Consider the following 17,633-nt stretch of genomic DNA (forward strand, 5'->3'; position numbering starts at 1 on the left):
TGTATTCATACTGTTAAATCAATTAAACGGAAGACCTTCTTCCATTCCACTCGCTACATTCATAAAGTCATCGCCGGCAGCTGCCCTCGCAGCCCCTCGCTGGGATGCGCTTCTTCCTACCGCGCTTCGGCTAGGTGCCTGACGCTGTGGTGTATTTCTGCTGGCAGCCGGTTTTGCGGCGCCCTGATTCGTAGCTGGCGCTGCTGCTCTGGATGCCGCAGTGGCTGCTCTGGGTGCCTGTGTTGCATTTCTCGTCACCGGAGCTTCTTTGGACATCTGTGCCGCTAATGCATTTGCAGGATTTGCTGCTCTGGACGGAGCCGTGCTCTGCGCCTGCCCATTATCTGCCTCTCTCTTTCCATCAGCGAACTCAACATCGTCCGCTTTCAAAGAAACGCCATATACCTTTTCTCCCTTTTTATTTGTGTAGTTATCATTCTGCATTCTTCCGCTTACCACCACACGCATACCACTGTACCAATACTGTTCCACAAACTCTGCTTTCCTATCGAATGCCACACAGTTAAAAAAGTCTGCTTCTGGTTCTCCTTCTCTCTTTGGTATCCGGTCCACCGCCACAGTAAATCTGGCAATCGACATCTGGGCTTTCTCTGAAAAACTCACCTCCGGATCCCTTGTCAATCTTCCCACAAATATACATCTGTTCATTTGTTATCCTCCTTCGTTTTTATACAAACCCACTTTTGGATTGCTCCATCTTAGCTTCATGCGCAAAAATAGACACGGAAAGATGTTTTCTCTCCCTGCCTTTTTATACGGCAATGCCGCCTTCTCCTGTATCATCTGTTCCCCAGATTTCAGCCATCTCCTCTGGAAAGGCTACTGCAGCCACATCCCGGTACCGTCTTGCTCCTTCATCATTCAACGGGGCCTCCAATGAAGCTTTCGACCAAAAGATTGCTTCTTCTTCCGGTACATGATAGGGACCTGTTAGAAATCCTCCGTAATTCCACCGGGGTACGGAAGGCTCTAAAATCGCTTCCAGCTCCCCCTTTGTATCTGCATTCAGTATCATCTGACTTTTCTTTAACATAATCCCAACCAACAGGACAAATGCAAAACACTCTGCTCCGTATCCATTGACACGTCTTCTGATACTTTCTAAGGCGCTACAGGCACTAAGCTTCATTCTCTCTGTTTTTGTCTCATCACTACGCAACTCTTGTTCCGTATGACGGCAAATTGCTTCGATGATGAATTGTTCTGTCCATCCCATCATATCCAATCTGCTCCTCTTTTTTCTTCAGGCCAGACCACCAGTAATCATCAATTCCCTTATCATTTCCAGCCCAAATCCCATCTTCTCTCTGGTCCCAGGTCTTGCGGATGCATTTTAATTTTAGCCGGTCACAGCTCTCATAGAGCCTGCAGCACCCCGCACGAATCTGGTCCCGCTTTTTCCGTTTCTCTTCACAAATCTTCCTTCCATAGTAACGCTCCTTGTTCTGACATTTACCACAGGTAGAGGACTTATAATCACCATAGCAGCCGATATCCATGAATTTGTCCATGTCAAAGTATTCCATGACCATCTCAAGACCGTTCTCCTTTAGGACTGCCAATGCCTTCTCAAGGCTCTTATACTGGTTTACTCCCGGTGTCCCCAAAAAGCTGTATCCGGATAAAGCATGAGCGACAATCGGTTTTAATATTCCTTCCGTTACCCGTACCGTCTTGTCAAATGGATTTCCAATAAAACTGACCGGACTCTTACTGCCAGCACCACGTTTTTTATTGGTACTGCTTAACCACAAATACTTTTTATCATCATGGGGAGCATCCAACCGTATCTGAAAACCTTCAATCTTTCCGGATACACTGTAAGCCGGGCATAGGATTCCCTGGTTATTCCGATATAACGCAATATCCCAGTTTTGGTTTTGATTCATGTAAAATCCCGGTATGCCCGCAAGAGAATATCCTTCTTTTATCAGCCTCCTTGCGAGCCCCTCAGTCCCATGAACTGGAGTACTGCGAAAATGGAATGCCTCAATCTGGTTGCTTGTTAGCCCCCGGTCCATCAGTTTTCTCCGGTGAGTTTCCGACAGGGACAGCATCTCTATGAGTCTCTGATAAATCTGACTTCTTTTCTCAAGACTTGCTGTTTCTTCCTCCTCTATCTGTGTCATCGTTCCTGTGAAGCTGCTGTCATAGCTGTTTCTGCAGCCAGCGCCCTCATGCAGCGCTGTCTTAATTTCACGATAGGCAATTTTATACCGATCCACACCACAAATTCCCATCAGGTCTGCATAGAGTGTCAGCATATTTCCATGAGCGCCGCATTTAAAGCAGTGATAGGTATTTGCCAGCTCACCGTCTTTTACAATACGGAAATTCATTTTTCCTCTGGTATCGCCACAGAACGGACATACGACATTAAAGGAATTTCCTTCCGTCAGCCTCTTAATTCCCAACAAATTTGCTACATCTGATATGTTAAACATCTTTTAAGTATTCTTTCCCGCTGCTTTCACCATGCGGCCTACAGCGTGCTCAAAAGCAATCTGGCGCCTTGTCGGATTGTTTCATTTCTGCCGCGGTAATTATAGGCTATCCACTCCAACGCCTTCACCCCTTCTTCTCCCTGATTGAGCAGCTCACTCAGACATTTATTGTTATAGATACCAAATGTGCAAACAATATTGCCAGCTTCCTCAATTGTCATATTTACAGCCGGCTGTGGGCTTACTTCGTTTGGCAGATTCACCATCGTCCCATTCTCCGGCATGATATGGCGGCTCAGAACCGGACGGTTCGTGTCTCCCTTATCTGCCTTCTGTTTATCTTTTGCAGACTTCCTTCTGGTCTTTTTTGCATCTGATTCCATACCCCCATCTTGTTGTTTTGCTGTTTCTTCCGCATCCGTTTCCTCATGCCCTGATTCTGGGTTCATCTCTGAATCATTCATCATGGAACGTTCTTCAGATGCATCAACTTCGCTCTCCTCAGCTTCCTCCATCGGTTCTTCCTCCGGTAATTCATCCGGTACTTCCTGTCCGCCTTCCATTTCAGCGTCCAGTTCCATATCGGTTATTCCAGAGGCATCTCCTGCTATCCCTTCTGAATCCCGATCTGAGAAATCATATGCATCAGAGGACAAGCCATCATATTCCGGTATGCTCCCATCATATGTATCCGGTGGAAAATCCCGCATATCCGGGTCTACACCGCCCTGGTCGATGCAGTATTTATCCATTAGGTAGTATTTCATGGCATATGTGAGCGCACTGCCTTTTGCTTTCTCCGGCATTTCATGGGTACCGATGGCGTGGATTGTAACGGTTACCTCGTCTTCTGGCTTCTCTGCATTAATCCACTTTAGTTCTAAATCTGCCTCATACAGCCACATTTGACAATATGCTAAGAATTCAACATAGACAGAGTCCCCATTCTCGTTTCTCTTTGAAGCACATTCCGAAACAATTTCAAAGTTCACATTCCATCGGTTCATTGCCGGGGTCAGATAGCGGAAAATATCATCAATCTTTATAAAATCATAATTCACGTCCTCACTGTATGCGCGTTTTACCAATGCAGGTATCTCCGAGCGGATCTTTACCATTTTTTCCTGTAGTGTTAAAATCTTTTGTTCCATGTTCATTCCCTTTCTTAACGTGTGATTTGTATTCCACCATAATTGTCTCCACCTGGCCTCTTAGTCCATATGCCAGATCTCGTACCATCTCAAAATCCATATCCACAAACAATGCCTGATGGAGTTTTTCCTTTACCTTTGCCTGAGTCACAGCCTGCTGCAACTCAGTAAATAAGCGAGATTCTTCACTCGCAAGCACATAACCGCCCTGACCGGAATATACCACATCACATAAGTATTTTTTCGCAGTATCTGTTAGCTCACAGGACCAGTCATTCGGAGTTCTATGGCCGGCAAAACCGGCTTTTTCCCGTTTCAGCTTTCTTAACCAAACTCTAAGCTTTAATTCCAGAAAATGTCTCTCATTATCAGTCAAAATTCCTCCTATTTTATAGTAAGACAGAGGGTACTGATGCAATCAGACTGGCAATACGGTAAGATTCTCCCTGTATTTCTTTTTCCTCTTTTACCACCCAGTCACACCATTCCACTGCGAACCGAGTCAATATCTGCTGAAGTGTACGGTCCTCCTTTTGCATAGCAACCAGGAACTGGCGAAATGGATTGCAAATTTCCCATTCTGTTTTAGATAAATATGCTGCAAACAGCCGTTCAACTGATTCCGTCTGGTGGCCGCTGACCGAAACTTCATTGGGTGCAGAATCCCCATACGTGACCCAAGGCCATAAATTGGTCTTTGAAAGCTCTGGTTTCAGTTTACAGGACAATTTCACACTGCCCTCATTTCGTTCATCCCACTCACTACTGGAGGATAAACATATAAACCACTGCCCAATCAACATCATAAAATTATGCCTGATTCTGTAATCTTCCTTCAACATAAGCTTCATAAAATCCGTATGGTCCACAATAACAACATTGAGATATCGGCCAACCAAGATTTCCTGTACCTTCTTTCCATCTATCACAGATACCATTTCTTCTGGCTGTCTCATTTCTTCGTCCATTTTCGTTTTCCTCCCCTAACTTGCCTTATCCTCTTTAATATAAAAAGACTGTGAGGTATTTGTCTGCGCATACTCTCTGTAAATATCCGGATGCATAAGCTGCAGCACCTCCAGGCTGTCTTTATTAATGGAAGTTGTAACTTTCCTGTTATAGCCGGCCAAATATCTGATATTTCCAGTTTCCAGTACCGCTTCCTCAGCTCCCTCCATGGCTTCCTTTATTGGCGCATAGGCAAGTTTCATCTGTTCATCTATCTGATCCATTTGACGCTTCAATTCTGACTTCCGTTTTTTCAGTTTCAGATAGGACGTCATGTTTGCCGCATATGATGGTGGAAGTACAATTTGTTTATTCTCCTGCACACCATAGCGTCCCTGAATGCTTTTAAGCATTAAGTCAGCCTTCTCCGTATACTTAGGTGGTTTTCTTAAAGCTACACACTGATTCCAGAAATACGATTCCTGCCGAATCAGTTCTTCTTCCTGTGCCAAATCACGCTCCAGGCGCCGTATGATAAGAGAACCCTCATGGTTACCATGAAGGCAGAGAAAAATTATGCCATCTACGTTAGCCACACTCATATAATGAATCCCCTGGAGAACATAGTGCGGTGGAATATTTCCACCTTCCCAGCCATTCATGTGGTGGTAACTGAACGAGGTTTTGCACTCCAACAAATAGATCTTTTCATCAAGCTTAACGAAAAAATCAAAATCAGATATCATAAACGGATACAGCGGATGCCGGAACATTTTACGCACAGCATACGGTCTGGTATCTGTGCGTTTCATAAAAATCTGAACCACCAATTCCTCCAGACGCTTTCCGATTTCCTTTGCTACCCAGCCATCATCATTCTGTTCTTTGATTTTTTTATGTACCTTCTCTTCATATAAATCCCTGGCTGTTTTCCATGGCGAGATGCCGCACACGGCCGCCGCATCACTCCCCCCAATCCCCAGTGTTCTGTATAATTTCCATTCGTCATGGGATAGGGTTGTTATATCCTCCACCAGCACATCTGGTTCATAATTCAGGTTCAGCATATTGTCTCCTTTCTGACAGAACAGTAGGGTTCCCTGCCCTGCCTTATTTCTTTCATCAGTACAGAATCGTTCCTGGGATATCATATTCATGGAAACGATAGGTCAAGCACCGTGAAACCATCTCTTCCAAATCGGTTAATGCCTTTGCACCCATTCCATTGCTCTGTGCCAGAAAAATCGCCTCACAGATTCCACAATAAATATCATAGCCATTACAGATTCCCGGTCCATGTCCGGCCTTAAACTGTTCTACCGTCTGGGCTGTCAGCGCCTTACTGATACCAGCCTTAATCATAACACTAGCCATAACGTTAGCCGGATAGCTGGCATATACATGAAACAGCTTCGACAAATCACCAATGGCCTCCTGATATCTGGCAAATATCTGTCCCATATTCTGAGAGAAATCTTCTATGGATGCATTATTCGTATGCTCCAATTTCAATGGTTTTCCTAAAATCAACGGCTTCTTCTCTGCTCCCAGCAGAAGAGAATAATAGATATTCGCACCACTTACGCCAACATCGGATGTCTGGACACGAATCAAAGCTGATAATACGTTATCTGCCTGTAAGCCATACTGGAGCAGCAGTTCCCGGTATGTATCCAAGAGTCCTTTTTCTTCCAATTCCCAGGACGCCATTGCCAGAGAATGACTGAACAGGCCGTTTGAAAAGGTAGCCTTGTCATAGTTTTCTGCAACATAGATAGATGCTACTTCAAATAATTCCGGCATTGGCAGGACGGAATAGTCACTTGGGTCTCCGCCATGTACCGCGCGCACCTTTCCTTCATGAATTCTCACAAGCGCATTTCCCTTTGTCACATTCAGACAGTCATTTAATACCCGGGCTAATTTCCCCTTCGGCAAATCCAATAGAGCAGAACCTGCAATTCTGGCCCTGCTCTCGATTGACTTCATGGTGGTCTGTCCGACCGGATAATAGGTACTGCCAAGGCATAAGAACAGGCCGGAATTCTTCATTGTATCTTTTATGATTTCCTCTTTCTCGTCCATGTCCTTTATCTTCTCGCAAATCTCTGGTTCTTCCTCTCCGGCAATCACAAGTACAGTATTGGTGGGATGTTTCTGCCATTCTGCCCCGCACTCAATCCCATCCAAAAATTCGAGAAACTCTTCCTTATCACAGAATGTCTTTGAAAAATCATCTGCAAAATTCATATGCGCCCTCTCCTTATAAGTTAATTAGAACAGATACAATATGGCCTCCGCTGATAACAAACTCATAGCCATCCTTTCCCATCTCAACCATTTCGCCGATTGTGAGCTGGTCTCTCCCTGCGTTATCCCATCTTGCTTCTAACTTCATTTGTTTTCCTTCCTTTCTTTTATTTTTGTCCAGGCTTTATGCCTGAAAATCATCATTTTTTGCTACATGCAGTTTCTTATCCGCCCGGTCAAACAAATATACAAGGTCAGAAAGCTTCACTCCTTTATTTTCAATATTTAAGGCATGTATCACAGCTTTCCAATCCGCAATAGAGGTTCTATTTTTTCTGGACGGAATTAATATAATCTCATGAATGTCTACCGGAAGTATAAGGAGGCTGTCATTACAGCTCTCTGAAATCTGTCCCAACAGATGATTGTCAATCATATTGCTGGCTCCATACAGGCCACTTTGATTTGACAGCACATACATAGGGTTCTTCTGTTCCTGATGGCTTTTGATAGATTGGAGCATCTCACCAAATGTGTTTCCTATTGGAGCTGATATCACCTTCCAGTCCTTAATTCCAACCATTTCAATCACCGGTGGATTGAGATCTGTATTTGACTTTGCCGTTTCCAGCACGTCCTGCAGCTCCACTTCCCACCGGTCTAAATCCTCGTTTACCACGGTTCTAACATACGATTCTCCATCCACCGTAATAAAAATCAAGAAGTACGCCACCATGTCGTAGTATCTGATATGCGGTATATACTTCAGCACTTCCTCATTGTCTTCGCGATTGACCAATGCACAAACAAGATTGTTTTTTACGTTGCTAAAGCTATCTCCTGTGAGATATGGACCATTTAAGAATCCTCTCTTTTTTTTGTACTCTTCTATCACTTTTGTTACCGCCCTTTGAATGTCTTCCTCATTATCCAGCCAATGAAACTCACTGCCGTTTAGGTATATCCAAATTCCAGCTGATTCACCGAATTTTTGGACTCCAACCCTGAGAAATTCCTCGTCCTGTTTTTCCATTCGCTGCGGAAATGTCGCTTTATATTCCGCTCCCAAGTTCTCCTTTAACTTCTCTTCAAAACTTGTCTTACGCGTTTCCATGTTCATTTTTTCTTTCTCCTTTTCTTTTTTAGCAAAAAAATAAGACACCAGAAACTTCTTCAAATTTCTGATGTCTTACTTACAAACGGAGATTGCTTCTCTGCCTGGCTTTCTTATGTTAGGCTCATGCCTGAAAAACTTAGCTTCCGGTTGCCCGGAACAAACATTCCAATGCGCTTAGTAAAAAAGCGGCACAAATCAATGTCATGTTTATTTTATCACTATATATAGTGTTTGTCAATATTTCAAATCTATATATAGCTATTCAATCCCATGTGATTGCTAAATCGCAGCAATTCTTCATATCCTCTCTACTGTGTAATATCATGCAATCTGTTTATATCCTCTCCTATAGTTTTTCTCTATCCAGCTAAGCAGATTTTTCTCTCCCAATTCCTCCATACAGAAATCATAAAGCTTGGGATTATATGCTTTCAGCCTTACGAATTTTTCAAAGCTTGTCAGGTGACAGCCCACCGGACAGAACAGACAGCCGGTTCTTTGTTCTCCTGTGCACTTAAACGGCCCACATGATGGAAAGAACCCAATCTGACCGGGAACTTGCCCCACTTCGGCCACCTCACCATAAGGCTCTGCAATTTCTAACTGTTTTTCCACTGTATACCGGAGCACATCCTGTGCTCTCCAAAATCCCATTGGCTTACTAAATGGCCTTTCGCTTTCAAAGCCATTACAGCCAGTACGAAGATATGCTTCCTTGCGCCTGGCAGATTCCTCTGCCATAAGTGCTAAAATGGGATGCCGTCCAGTCTGCTTCTCATACAGGGCAATCGGCTCCTCATTCTGCTTAACACAGCAGTAGTGTGATATCAGAATATCCGATTCATACAGTGGTAGCCATTTTGTATACCCCTGCCGATACTCGGATTTTTTTCCATTCCGATCCAATCCATGCAACTTGTTGAGGGCCCATTCCTTTCCCTGCCTCGCATACCAGTCTTAGGTGTGGAAATATAGTAACCCACCTCTGTATCACGCAATAGCTGGTGGTCTATGTTAATCACACGGTTAGTTCAATGAAGCAAGATATACTTCAGGGTCAGTAGAAGGATAGTCTTTTCGGCTTGCAGAGCAATCGTATCAAATCCAAGCAGGAAAACAGAAGTATCTGTTATACCAGCGCGACGAGCCGCTCCCTGAAAAAATTTTGTAAATAATGTTTCGCTGATAGAGGCGGCTGGCAATGTAAGCTGAATCCTCGTGAAATAAATACACGCTCCATAATGCGAAACAGGAAGCGACCGATGGTCGTTATAAGGAGGTATCATAATATGCCAAAAGGAATTATGCTTACACCAGAACAACAAGAAGAGCGCCGAGAAGAAATAATCAGTGTTGCTATGCAGCTCATAGAGAAAAATGAATTCCAAAAAACATCAATGAGGCTTCTTCAAGTAAGGCGTAATTCCTTTCTTTCTCCATCTTTGGATATATCTATTATGATATATCAAATATTTCTTTTAAAATTCCTTGTAACTCTTGTGTTGGTGCTTCTTTACAAAATTGATATAGCCATTTTTCACATCTGCTTATTTCACGTTCAAAGCTATCAGAAAAATCCTCTGCTGACTTATCAATATCCTCTTGGAATTGATTATAAAATTCATCCCAAAATTCCATTAATAAATTATAGAATTTCAACTCTATGAGTATATAGGTAATTCTATCGAACTCCTCATACGTTATATTATTTCCTTGAGACATTTCTTTTGCCGTTTCATTTCCGCATAAGTAGTAAAACAGTAATCTTTCAATATCAGCCTTTTTCATAAATAAATATTTTTCACCCCATTGTATAAAATTCGTTATCACGAAACATTATAATTCTTAATGGTTATAAAATCAAGAATATATTTCGTTATTACGAAACTTACAGACATACCAGGGGGATTATATATGCAAAAACTAAGACCAGATATGGATATTGGCCACAACATTCAATTTCTGCGACATTTAGCTGGTTTAACACAAGATGAAACTGTTGCCAAATTGCATCTTATGAATCTTAATATTTCTAAGAGCACTTATGCAAAATTAGAAACCAATCGCATGAATATAAAAGTTAGCGAGTTAGTAGCATTATCCATAATTTTCAATTCGAATTTTGACGATTTTTTTCGTGGCTTACGTGACGAATTTTCCTCACATTTTGATTGATATATTTTTAGGAGTGAACTCCTCATTGTCTAAAGCCAATGGATTTTCTGCTTCATCGACCACGTAACCTGCTATCTCCACAGGCATAATTTCAGGCAGTCCCTGCCCTATATAATTGACTGCTCTTTCTCATTCTTTTTTCCATTCACTCCTTTTTGTTCAAAAAGTAAGACACCAAAAACTTCTTCAAATTTCTGATGTCTTACTTACAAGCAGAGAAATCTTCCCCGCTAAGTTCTATCCAGTAGTGTGCATCTGCCGGTTTTCATTTTAAACATATTTAAATTCTCCTGTTTCTAACCACATTACTTTTTCCTCCAACAATAGTGGTTGGTTGCATATTAGGGAACCATAAAAATTAACCAGAACACCTTTTCCTACCCTTGCTGGTTCTGCCCCGCTGTCGTCATCGCCCGCCACCTCATACAGATATTTTCCATCTGGTACTGTTGCTCTGTCGATTCTCATATCATAAAATTCGCAAACAATACCTTTGACTTCTACTTTCTCAGTTTTAATCTTCCTGTAATCGTATCTCATACATCCTCCTAATAAAATACTCTGATCTCATATTTGTTCTCTTTCCAGATATCAGGCGTCTTATACTTCTTGTCTCTGTTTACTTGATTTTTAATTATCTTTTCCTAAATTCCCACTCTCCTTTTTGGAAGCAAAAAAATAAGACATCAGAAATTCGCAAAGATTTCTGATATCTTACTTTACAGACAGAGACTCTGCCTGGCTCGTTCATATAAAAGGCTTACACCTAAAAATTAGCTTCCGGTATAGATACCACCGGAACAAACATTTGAATGTGGTTTATAAACACACACAAATCAGTACTACTTTCATGATATCACTATATATAGTATGTGTCAATATTTAACCTCCGCATATGGTTTGTTCAACTATTTTCAGAAGAACCGTGCCATTTCTGACTTGATGAAAAGTTTTCGTCCATGATTGGGAGGCAGATGGATATACGGGTTAAGCTGAACCCCATTGACCAGCGATTGGCTACTCTGAAAAAGCATATCGAGCCAACCGTCCTCTACATGAAATATAAAGGGAAAAGGCGTTGACCGATACGGTGCAAGCGTATTTGTGGCGGCACACCGCTACCTCAAAATTAATCCCTTACCACCGATAAGACTATTTTTTAGCACCTCAGCCAAAACCTCCATCAAGTTCCCCCGTATCCGTGATATGCATAAGAATCTGATGCTTTAGATAATTCATCTTATTTCTCTTAACCGTAAAAAAGTTTCATATAAGTTCAGAGCCCCATATCCCCATTCCCTATTGGGATATGATAGTGCTGGATTCCGTTTTGCTCCTCTTATTAAAAATGCTTTGACAGTGGCTTCGCTCATTGCTATGTTATGTCCTTCTATTATGCCCCAGCTTAAAAGATTAGCGACTGCACCAGCAACATGGGCAGCAGCAACCGAGGTTCCGGTTCGGGTAGTCATGGGAATGGAGTCTTGGTTCCTTTGCCCTATCGATGGCCCGCTTACATTAACCCCTGGAGCTGCCAAATCCGGCTTTATCAATCCGCCTATTGTATATCCACGGCCGGAATGAATGTAGATGCTGTTATTTAAATGATTATAGGCTCCTACTGTGATTGGAGAGGGAGAATCTCCCGGGAGGGTTATGGTCGTGTATGGGCTGGGAGTCAGAAACACGGTTTCATCAGAAATCAAGGTATGGGCCGGAAGCCACATATTAAATTGCCCTGTAAGATACTGGGTATTATACACGCGTATTCTCCAAATTCCATTAGTTGGGGCTGCAAAACGGATAAAAACAAGCTGTTTGCCTGCGCCTGTCTCAATCAGCTGGTAATTAACTGTAATGACCGTGGGTTCCAAAAGGAACGGGATAGAGGTTTCGTTTCTGCCTATGATAGGAATGCGGCCTATGGATTCACCACTGGGTGAGACAAATCCAACCGAATATGTATCAGCGGTGTCGGCCCAGAGTTCTACTACAAATCCACGTTGGGATTCCGCATTCCCTACTCGGATTTCCACCTCAACGGACTCTTCCCCTATCGGTACAGACCCCATGTAATGATGCCCCCGGCCAGTTTCATTGCCTGCAGCAATTACCGTAGCCATTCCTAAATATCGGCTGATATCTTGAATCATTACATTCAATGGAGACGTCCCTTCATGGCTGCCCAGATTGGAGCCGATTCCCAGTAAAATAACCAGAGGTTTTCTCTGGCTGTATGCCTCCACACGCAGGTACTTAATGCCCATCATTATATCATTCTCCTGATAAGCATCCGCATCATTACTGATAAGATAGAAATCGCGCAGATATTGTTTGGCTGGTTTTAATTTGACGATTACCAGTTCACATTCCGGTGCTGCTCCTGTAAAATCCTGATTAGGCAGGATTCCTCCAGCAGCGATACCCGCCAAAAAGGTTCCATGTCCGTTGGTATCGGTAGAAGGCACCACGGCAAACGGATTATCAGATTCCAGTGCCTCGTTAATCTGCTCCTGCGTGTACTCTGTGCCATAGCTTGCCCCGCTGGCATTATAGCGGTTGGGTACACCGGCAGGAAGGAGGCTTTTATCTTCTGGAAGGCTCTGATCCCAAATACTCAAGATTCTGGTAGTTCCATCCTGATTACGAAATAAAGGATTGGTATAGTCAATTCCCGTGTCTATGATGCCGATTATAACACCTCTCCCTTGATTGCTAAGGGCAGGTGATGCATGGGTTGCCAAAATGCCGGAAGCGTCCATGCTGGAACTATCTAACAGTGTGTACAGTCCAGGGATACTATAATAGGTAAACTTACTTAGTGATATGGGTTCTACGGTATCTAGCGGGGTATATATAATGCTGAAATCAGTGCTTACAAAGTCCATACAGGGAATATCTTCCGAATTACCAGGAAATTGCTGCTGGCTTCCATTACGGTAGATAAAGTCAGCAATAGTCTCTGAGGCTGAGTTAATAGGGCAGTCCGCCATGGTGTACCTCATGCAGGGGATTTGATACAGTATATGCGGGATTTTGGAAACCTTTCACTATTGGCATCATATAGCAAACAAGCGATGGATACTCCTGTAAGCTGCCAGCGCACATTTCTCTGGTACTAAGCTCTCAATTGTTACCATGTGAAATTTGATTTGCTTGCCTGTTGCCTGCGTCATCATAGCTTTGCCCTCCACATTTTTCTTCTATTTTATCATAGGTGATGTTATTCGCGGTAGGGTTTTTCAACAGTTCCAAGTTGGCCCGAAGCAACCCCATAAAAACACAAAAACGCCCGGGTGGCATGAAGCCACACGGACGTATGAAATGACATTATTGTTTTGGTGCTGATTTATTTCATATACATAACCGGAATAACTCGGAGGAGGGGAAAGTTTTTTTTTAACTGGTGCAGTTTACGGGTGCTGTGTAAAACAATGGACATGGCGATACCTCCCGGATACCGCCATGTCCTTAAAAATGGGCGAATTTGATACCCCCTCCGTATCTCAATTTTTCAGTAAGAAAACGGCGGTTTGAAATTGTTATTTCAAAACCGCCGTTAAGCTCTTTATTTTCTGTTAGGCACAAGAAAACTCTGCTACCGAACAACGTTTTTTTATTACCATCGGTAGCTAAAAATTTTCTGGGAAAAGAGAGAAATTACAAAATGTAAAATCCCTCGTTTCCATTTTTCACATTGTTGTTATACATACTTTTTAACGCCTAAAACTACTTTTTCTCCGTTGATATTCCATTCCTTCTGATAACCTTCCATCTGCTCATAGCAGATTTGTTCTGCTAACACTTCACTTTTAATGAATGTTTCATTTGCTTTTAATACAGAGCTGATAGATTTATTATTTTGAACGTAAACGGTAATATGGTCAGTAACTTCAAAGCCAGCTTCTTTCCGCATGGTTTGTACTTTGCTGATAATCTCCCGGACAAATCCTTCTTCTATGAGGTCTGGGGTTAAATCTGTATCTAAAACTACAATTACGGTATTATCCATTTCAGAAACAAATCCTTGTTTCTGCGTCATATCAATCAGTAAATCATCTTTTGTAAGTTCCACATTCGCACCATCAAACTCAAATGAAAGAAATCCTTGCTCATTCAGTCTATTCATGGCTCGGTTCCCGTCTAACTCGGAGAGGGCGGTTTTGATGTTACCAAGCTGTTTTCCATATTTGGGGCCGACTGTCTTTAACTGCGGCTTAAATGTGTAGGAAGTAAAAGCCTGCACATCAGTAACAAATTCTATTTCTTTCACATTTAATTCATCTCTGATTATCATTTGATAAAACTCTGGTAAGGATTCTGCCTTTATATACATACGCTTAATCGGTTGGCGATTTTTAATATTTGCAGTATTTCTTGCGGCACGGCCAAGGACAACAATCTTTAAAACTTCGTCCATTTTTCTTTCCAAAGCCTTGTCTATCATTTCTTTGTGAGCTTTTGGAAAATCACAGAGATGGACGCTTTCAGGCATTGTTTTATCTACATTGCGTACTAAGTTTTGGTATATATCTTCGGCCATGAATGGTAGCATAGGAGCAATAACCTTACAGATAGTTATCAATGCACTATAAAGTGTCATATAAGCATTTATTTTATCCTGTTCCATTCCTTTAGCCCAGAAACGATTTCTGCTTCGTCTTACATACCAATTACTCATATCATCAACAAAATCTTGGAGCGTTCTAGCCGCTTCTGTCACTTTATATGTTTCGAGATAGGTGTCTACTGCTTTTACCACTGTATTGAGTTTGGATAAAAGCCATTTGTCCATCACTGAAAGATTATCATATTCTAAGCAATATTCTGCCGGATTGAAATTATCTATATTTCCGTACAATACAAAAAAGGCATAAGTGTTCCACAAAGTTCCCATAAATTTACGTTGGTATTCTGTAACAGCCTTATCATGAAAACGGTTGGGAAGCCAAGGGGCACTGTTAATGTAGAAATACCACCTGACAGCATCCGCCCCATATATTTTTAGTACATCAAACGGATCTACGGAATTTCCTTTTGATTTACTCATTTTTTGTCCATTTTCGTCTAGTACATGGCCAATCACAATTACATTCTTGAACGGAGCTTTATTAAAGATCAACGTCGAGATAGCAAGGAGTGAATAAAACCAGCCTCTTGTCTGGTCTACACCTTCACAAATGAAATCTGCTGGAAACTGTGTTTCAAAAAGTTCCTTATTCTCGAAAGGATAGTGATGTTGCGCAAAGGGCATAGCTCCAGAATCGAACCAACAATCAATTACTTCCGGCACACGGTACATTTCTTTTCCACACTTCGGACAAATAATTGTCACACTATCTAAGAAAGGACGATGAAGCTCGATATTTTCCGGACAATTTGAAGATAGGCTTTTTAATTCATCAATACTACCTATTGCTTGCTGATGACCGCATTTACATTCCCAAATATTCAGAGGCGTTCCCCAATAACGGTTTCTGCTGATTCCCCAATCCTGAACATTTTCTAACCAATCTCCAAAGCGGCCTTTTCCGATATTTTCCGGAACCCAGTTGATTGTATTGTTGTTTTTGATTAAATTCTCTTTGACCGCAGACATTTTTATAAACCACGATTCTCTTGCATAATAGATAAGCGGTGTATCGCAACGCCAGCAGTGCGGATAACTATGTTCAAAATATGGAGCTGAGAAAAGCTGTCCTTGCTTTTCTAAATCATTAAGCACCAAAGGGTCAGCGTTCTTGCAGAACACTCCCGGCCAAGCGGTTTCCTCCGTCATTTCTCCTTTGCTGTTTACAAACTGGACAAAAGGAAGATTATAATTTTTCCCTACTCTGGAATCGTCCTCGCCAAAGGCAGGAGCGATATGCACAACACCTGTACCATCGGTTAAAGTGACATAGTTATCGCAGGTAACAAAAAATCCTCTTTTTTGTTGTTTTGCTATGGTATCCTTTGCCTCGGGGAAAAGAGGCTCGTATTCCTTGTATTTTAAATCGGAACCTTTGTAGTTTTCTAATATCTTGTATTCCCCTAAAGAGCCAATCACTTTTTCAAGGAGGGCTTCAGCCATATAATAGACAAATCCATCGCCCGACTCAACTTTTACATAGCGTTCTGCCGGATTAACGCAAAGAGCAACATTAGAAGGGAGTGTCCAAGGGGTTGTTGTCCATGCCAGAAAATAAGCGTTCTCCTGCTTTACCTTAAATCGAACAATGGCAGATCGTTCCTTCAAATCTTTATATCCCTGTGCTACCTCATGGGATGATAAAGGAGTACCACAGCGAGGGCAGTAAGGAACAATCTTAAACCCTTTATAAAGAAGGTCTTTATCCCAAATCTGTTTTAATGCCCACCATTCAGATTCAATAAAGCCATTGTGATAGGTTACATAGGGATTTTCCATATCGGCCCAGAAACCCACTATATCAGAAAAATCTTCCCACATACCCTTATATTTCCAAACACTTTCTTTACAATGAGCGATAAAGGGCTCCAAGCCATAGGTTTCAATTTGTTCTTTGCCATCTAATCCCAAATTCTTTTCAACCTCTAATTCCACCGGCAGACCATGAGTATCCCACCCTGCTTTTCTGGGAACCATGTTGCCTTTCATAGCCCGGTATCTGGGAACCATATCCTTAAATACTCTGGCAAGGACATGGCCGATATGTGGTTTACCGTTGGCTGTTGGCGGGCCATCATAAAACACATAGGGAGTTCCCTGTGCTCTTGCTTCAATGCTTTTCTCGAAAATTTGATTTTCTTTCCAAAAACTTTTGACTTTATTTTCACGTTCTATAAAATTCAAGTCTGTTTCTACTTTATTAAACATATACGCTTTCTCCTTTTGCATGAAATAAGTGTGTAAGAATGTAGTTAGTCTAACAGAACCCGCTTGATATGGTTGATAATTCTTGCTGATACTTTTTCATCTACAGGGAATACCTCTGAAAGCATTCTTACCCCTTGATATGAAAAAATAATTATATCAACCAATTCATCACTCTCTACATTCTTAAATTCTCCGCGCTGTATTCCGTAGGATAAAAAATCTTTCCAAACAGTTACAGAATGTTCATATTGCTTCAAAAGTATGTTGTCGTTGTTATCGTTCTGAATTTCACTATAAAATTCATAGATTGCCAAACCAAGAGAGCCCGTACTATCTAACATTTCTGTTCTATATCGTTCTAAAATTTCATCAAGTATCTGGACTGCCGGATACCCATTTTTCATTTTCTCAGAAAATTCATTATCCTGTATGTTCATTAAATCATCTATAATTTCTGAAAAAACTTGTTGTGTACTATCATAGTGTCGATATAACCCTCCTCTGCTTAGTCCGGTTGCAACACAAATATCTTTCATAGTAACATTTTTAAATCCCTTTCTTGCGAATAAAGAACAGGCTTTTTCTCTAATCAGTTTTTTTGTTTCTTCGCCTTTATTTCCCATGATTCTTCTCCTTCAAACGACACTTGTGTCGCTTTGTCAATGTTTGCTTTCTGTTATAGGGAGGGA

The 17,633-nt window shown here is 41.8% G+C and carries 17 protein-coding genes; 1 reads left to right on the top strand and 16 read right to left on the bottom strand.

Going from position 1 to position 17,633, the window contains the following annotated elements; all coding sequences use genetic code 11:
• Positions 1-18: 18 nt before the first annotated feature.
• From H8S80_RS15440 to H8S80_RS15490, 12 genes are all read right to left on the bottom strand, one after another.
• Positions 19-669, bottom strand: a complete 651-nt coding sequence (locus tag H8S80_RS15440; protein ID WP_006775846.1) for a single-stranded DNA-binding protein — start codon at positions 667-669, stop codon at positions 19-21.
• Between the two features lie 103 nt (positions 670-772).
• Positions 773-1,240, bottom strand: coding sequence for a hypothetical protein (locus H8S80_RS15445; protein WP_227898893.1), 468 nt, complete (start codon positions 1,238-1,240; stop codon positions 773-775).
• Entirely contained in the window at positions 1,173-2,465 is a 1,293-nt protein-coding gene (locus H8S80_RS15450) for a DNA primase (protein WP_006775848.1), read from the bottom strand. The genes H8S80_RS15445 and H8S80_RS15450 overlap by 68 nt, the downstream gene beginning before the upstream one ends.
• A 38-nt stretch (positions 2,466-2,503) precedes the next feature.
• Entirely contained in the window at positions 2,504-3,553 is a 1,050-nt protein-coding gene (locus H8S80_RS15455) for an ERF family protein (RefSeq protein WP_006775849.1), read from the bottom strand.
• Entirely contained in the window at positions 3,531-3,992 is a 462-nt protein-coding gene (locus tag H8S80_RS15460) for a hypothetical protein (RefSeq protein ID WP_006775850.1), read from the bottom strand. Before H8S80_RS15460 ends, H8S80_RS15455 begins: the two co-directional genes overlap by 23 nt.
• A 13-nt stretch (positions 3,993-4,005) precedes the next feature.
• Positions 4,006-4,584, bottom strand: a complete 579-nt coding sequence (locus H8S80_RS15465; RefSeq protein ID WP_002591434.1) for a hypothetical protein — start codon at positions 4,582-4,584, stop codon at positions 4,006-4,008.
• A gap of 15 nt (positions 4,585-4,599) precedes the next feature.
• The gene (locus H8S80_RS15470; protein WP_039892736.1) at positions 4,600-5,631 is read right to left on the bottom strand and encodes a YqaJ viral recombinase family nuclease; all 1,032 of its coding nucleotides are present in this window, start codon (positions 5,629-5,631) and stop codon (positions 4,600-4,602) included.
• Between the two features lie 55 nt (positions 5,632-5,686).
• Positions 5,687-6,814 (bottom strand): hypothetical protein, encoded by a 1,128-nt coding sequence (locus H8S80_RS15475; RefSeq protein WP_006775852.1) that lies wholly within the window; start codon positions 6,812-6,814, stop codon positions 5,687-5,689.
• Between the two features lie 13 nt (positions 6,815-6,827).
• Complete coding sequence (locus H8S80_RS34635; protein WP_002591431.1) at positions 6,828-6,962, bottom strand: hypothetical protein; 135 nt, start codon at positions 6,960-6,962, stop codon at positions 6,828-6,830.
• Positions 6,963-6,998: 36 nt separating this feature from the next.
• Entirely contained in the window at positions 6,999-7,934 is a 936-nt protein-coding gene (locus H8S80_RS15480) for a DUF5688 family protein (protein WP_050797846.1), read from the bottom strand.
• Between the two features lie 318 nt (positions 7,935-8,252).
• Positions 8,253-8,546: a hypothetical protein gene (locus H8S80_RS34290; RefSeq protein ID WP_242664002.1), complete on the bottom strand. Its 294-nt coding sequence runs from the start codon at positions 8,544-8,546 to the stop codon at positions 8,253-8,255.
• Positions 8,547-9,386: 840 nt separating this feature from the next.
• The gene (locus H8S80_RS15490) at positions 9,387-9,719 is read right to left on the bottom strand and encodes a hypothetical protein (protein ID WP_155560784.1); all 333 of its coding nucleotides are present in this window, start codon (positions 9,717-9,719) and stop codon (positions 9,387-9,389) included.
• A gap of 126 nt (positions 9,720-9,845) precedes the next feature.
• On the opposite strand from H8S80_RS15490, the gene H8S80_RS15495 reads away from it, so the two are divergent.
• On the top strand, positions 9,846-10,106 hold the full coding sequence (locus tag H8S80_RS15495) for a helix-turn-helix domain-containing protein (RefSeq protein ID WP_039894257.1): 261 nt from the start codon (positions 9,846-9,848) through the stop codon (positions 10,104-10,106).
• A 270-nt stretch (positions 10,107-10,376) separates the two neighbouring features.
• On the opposite strand, the gene H8S80_RS15500 is transcribed toward H8S80_RS15495, so the two are convergent.
• The 4 genes from H8S80_RS15500 to H8S80_RS15515 all read right to left on the bottom strand — a co-directional run bounded on the left by H8S80_RS15500 (position 10,377) and on the right by H8S80_RS15515 (position 17,567).
• Positions 10,377-10,646, bottom strand: a complete 270-nt coding sequence (locus H8S80_RS15500; protein ID WP_117565654.1) for an LPD28 domain-containing protein — start codon at positions 10,644-10,646, stop codon at positions 10,377-10,379.
• 695 nt (positions 10,647-11,341) lie between these two features.
• Positions 11,342-13,099: a S8 family peptidase gene (locus tag H8S80_RS15505; RefSeq protein WP_039892495.1), complete on the bottom strand. Its 1,758-nt coding sequence runs from the start codon at positions 13,097-13,099 to the stop codon at positions 11,342-11,344.
• A gap of 710 nt (positions 13,100-13,809) precedes the next feature.
• On the bottom strand, positions 13,810-16,944 hold the full coding sequence (gene ileS, locus H8S80_RS15510) for an isoleucine--tRNA ligase (RefSeq protein ID WP_039892493.1): 3,135 nt from the start codon (positions 16,942-16,944) through the stop codon (positions 13,810-13,812).
• A gap of 44 nt (positions 16,945-16,988) precedes the next feature.
• The gene (locus H8S80_RS15515) at positions 16,989-17,567 is read right to left on the bottom strand and encodes a TetR/AcrR family transcriptional regulator (protein WP_006775587.1); all 579 of its coding nucleotides are present in this window, start codon (positions 17,565-17,567) and stop codon (positions 16,989-16,991) included.
• Positions 17,568-17,633: the final 66 nt, after the last annotated feature.

This window comes from Hungatella sp. L36, from assembly GCF_014288035.1.

Excerpts from the sequence above, each read along its gene's own strand:
- H8S80_RS15440 (WP_006775846.1), bottom strand. The coding sequence starts at position 669 with ATGAACAGATGTATATTTGTGGGAAGATTGACAAGGGATCCGGAGGTG.
- H8S80_RS15445 (WP_227898893.1), bottom strand. The coding sequence starts at position 1,240 with ATGATGGGATGGACAGAACAATTCATCATCGAAGCAATTTGCCGTCAT.
- H8S80_RS15450 (WP_006775848.1), bottom strand. The coding sequence starts at position 2,465 with ATGTTTAACATATCAGATGTAGCAAATTTGTTGGGAATTAAGAGGCTG.
- H8S80_RS15465 (WP_002591434.1), bottom strand. The coding sequence starts at position 4,584 with ATGGACGAAGAAATGAGACAGCCAGAAGAAATGGTATCTGTGATAGAT.
- H8S80_RS15470 (WP_039892736.1), bottom strand. The coding sequence starts at position 5,631 with ATGCTGAACCTGAATTATGAACCAGATGTGCTGGTGGAGGATATAACA.
- H8S80_RS15475 (WP_006775852.1), bottom strand. The coding sequence starts at position 6,814 with ATGAATTTTGCAGATGATTTTTCAAAGACATTCTGTGATAAGGAAGAG.
- H8S80_RS34635 (WP_002591431.1), bottom strand. The coding sequence starts at position 6,962 with ATGAAGTTAGAAGCAAGATGGGATAACGCAGGGAGAGACCAGCTCACA.
- H8S80_RS15480 (WP_050797846.1), bottom strand. The coding sequence starts at position 7,934 with ATGAACATGGAAACGCGTAAGACAAGTTTTGAAGAGAAGTTAAAGGAG.
- H8S80_RS15490 (WP_155560784.1), bottom strand. The coding sequence starts at position 9,719 with ATGAAAAAGGCTGATATTGAAAGATTACTGTTTTACTACTTATGCGGA.
- H8S80_RS15495 (WP_039894257.1), top strand. The coding sequence starts at position 9,846 with ATGCAAAAACTAAGACCAGATATGGATATTGGCCACAACATTCAATTT.
- H8S80_RS15500 (WP_117565654.1), bottom strand. The coding sequence starts at position 10,646 with ATGAGATACGATTACAGGAAGATTAAAACTGAGAAAGTAGAAGTCAAA.
- H8S80_RS15505 (WP_039892495.1), bottom strand. The coding sequence starts at position 13,099 with ATGGCGGACTGCCCTATTAACTCAGCCTCAGAGACTATTGCTGACTTT.
- ileS (WP_039892493.1), bottom strand. The coding sequence starts at position 16,944 with ATGTTTAATAAAGTAGAAACAGACTTGAATTTTATAGAACGTGAAAAT.
- H8S80_RS15515 (WP_006775587.1), bottom strand. The coding sequence starts at position 17,567 with ATGGGAAATAAAGGCGAAGAAACAAAAAAACTGATTAGAGAAAAAGCC.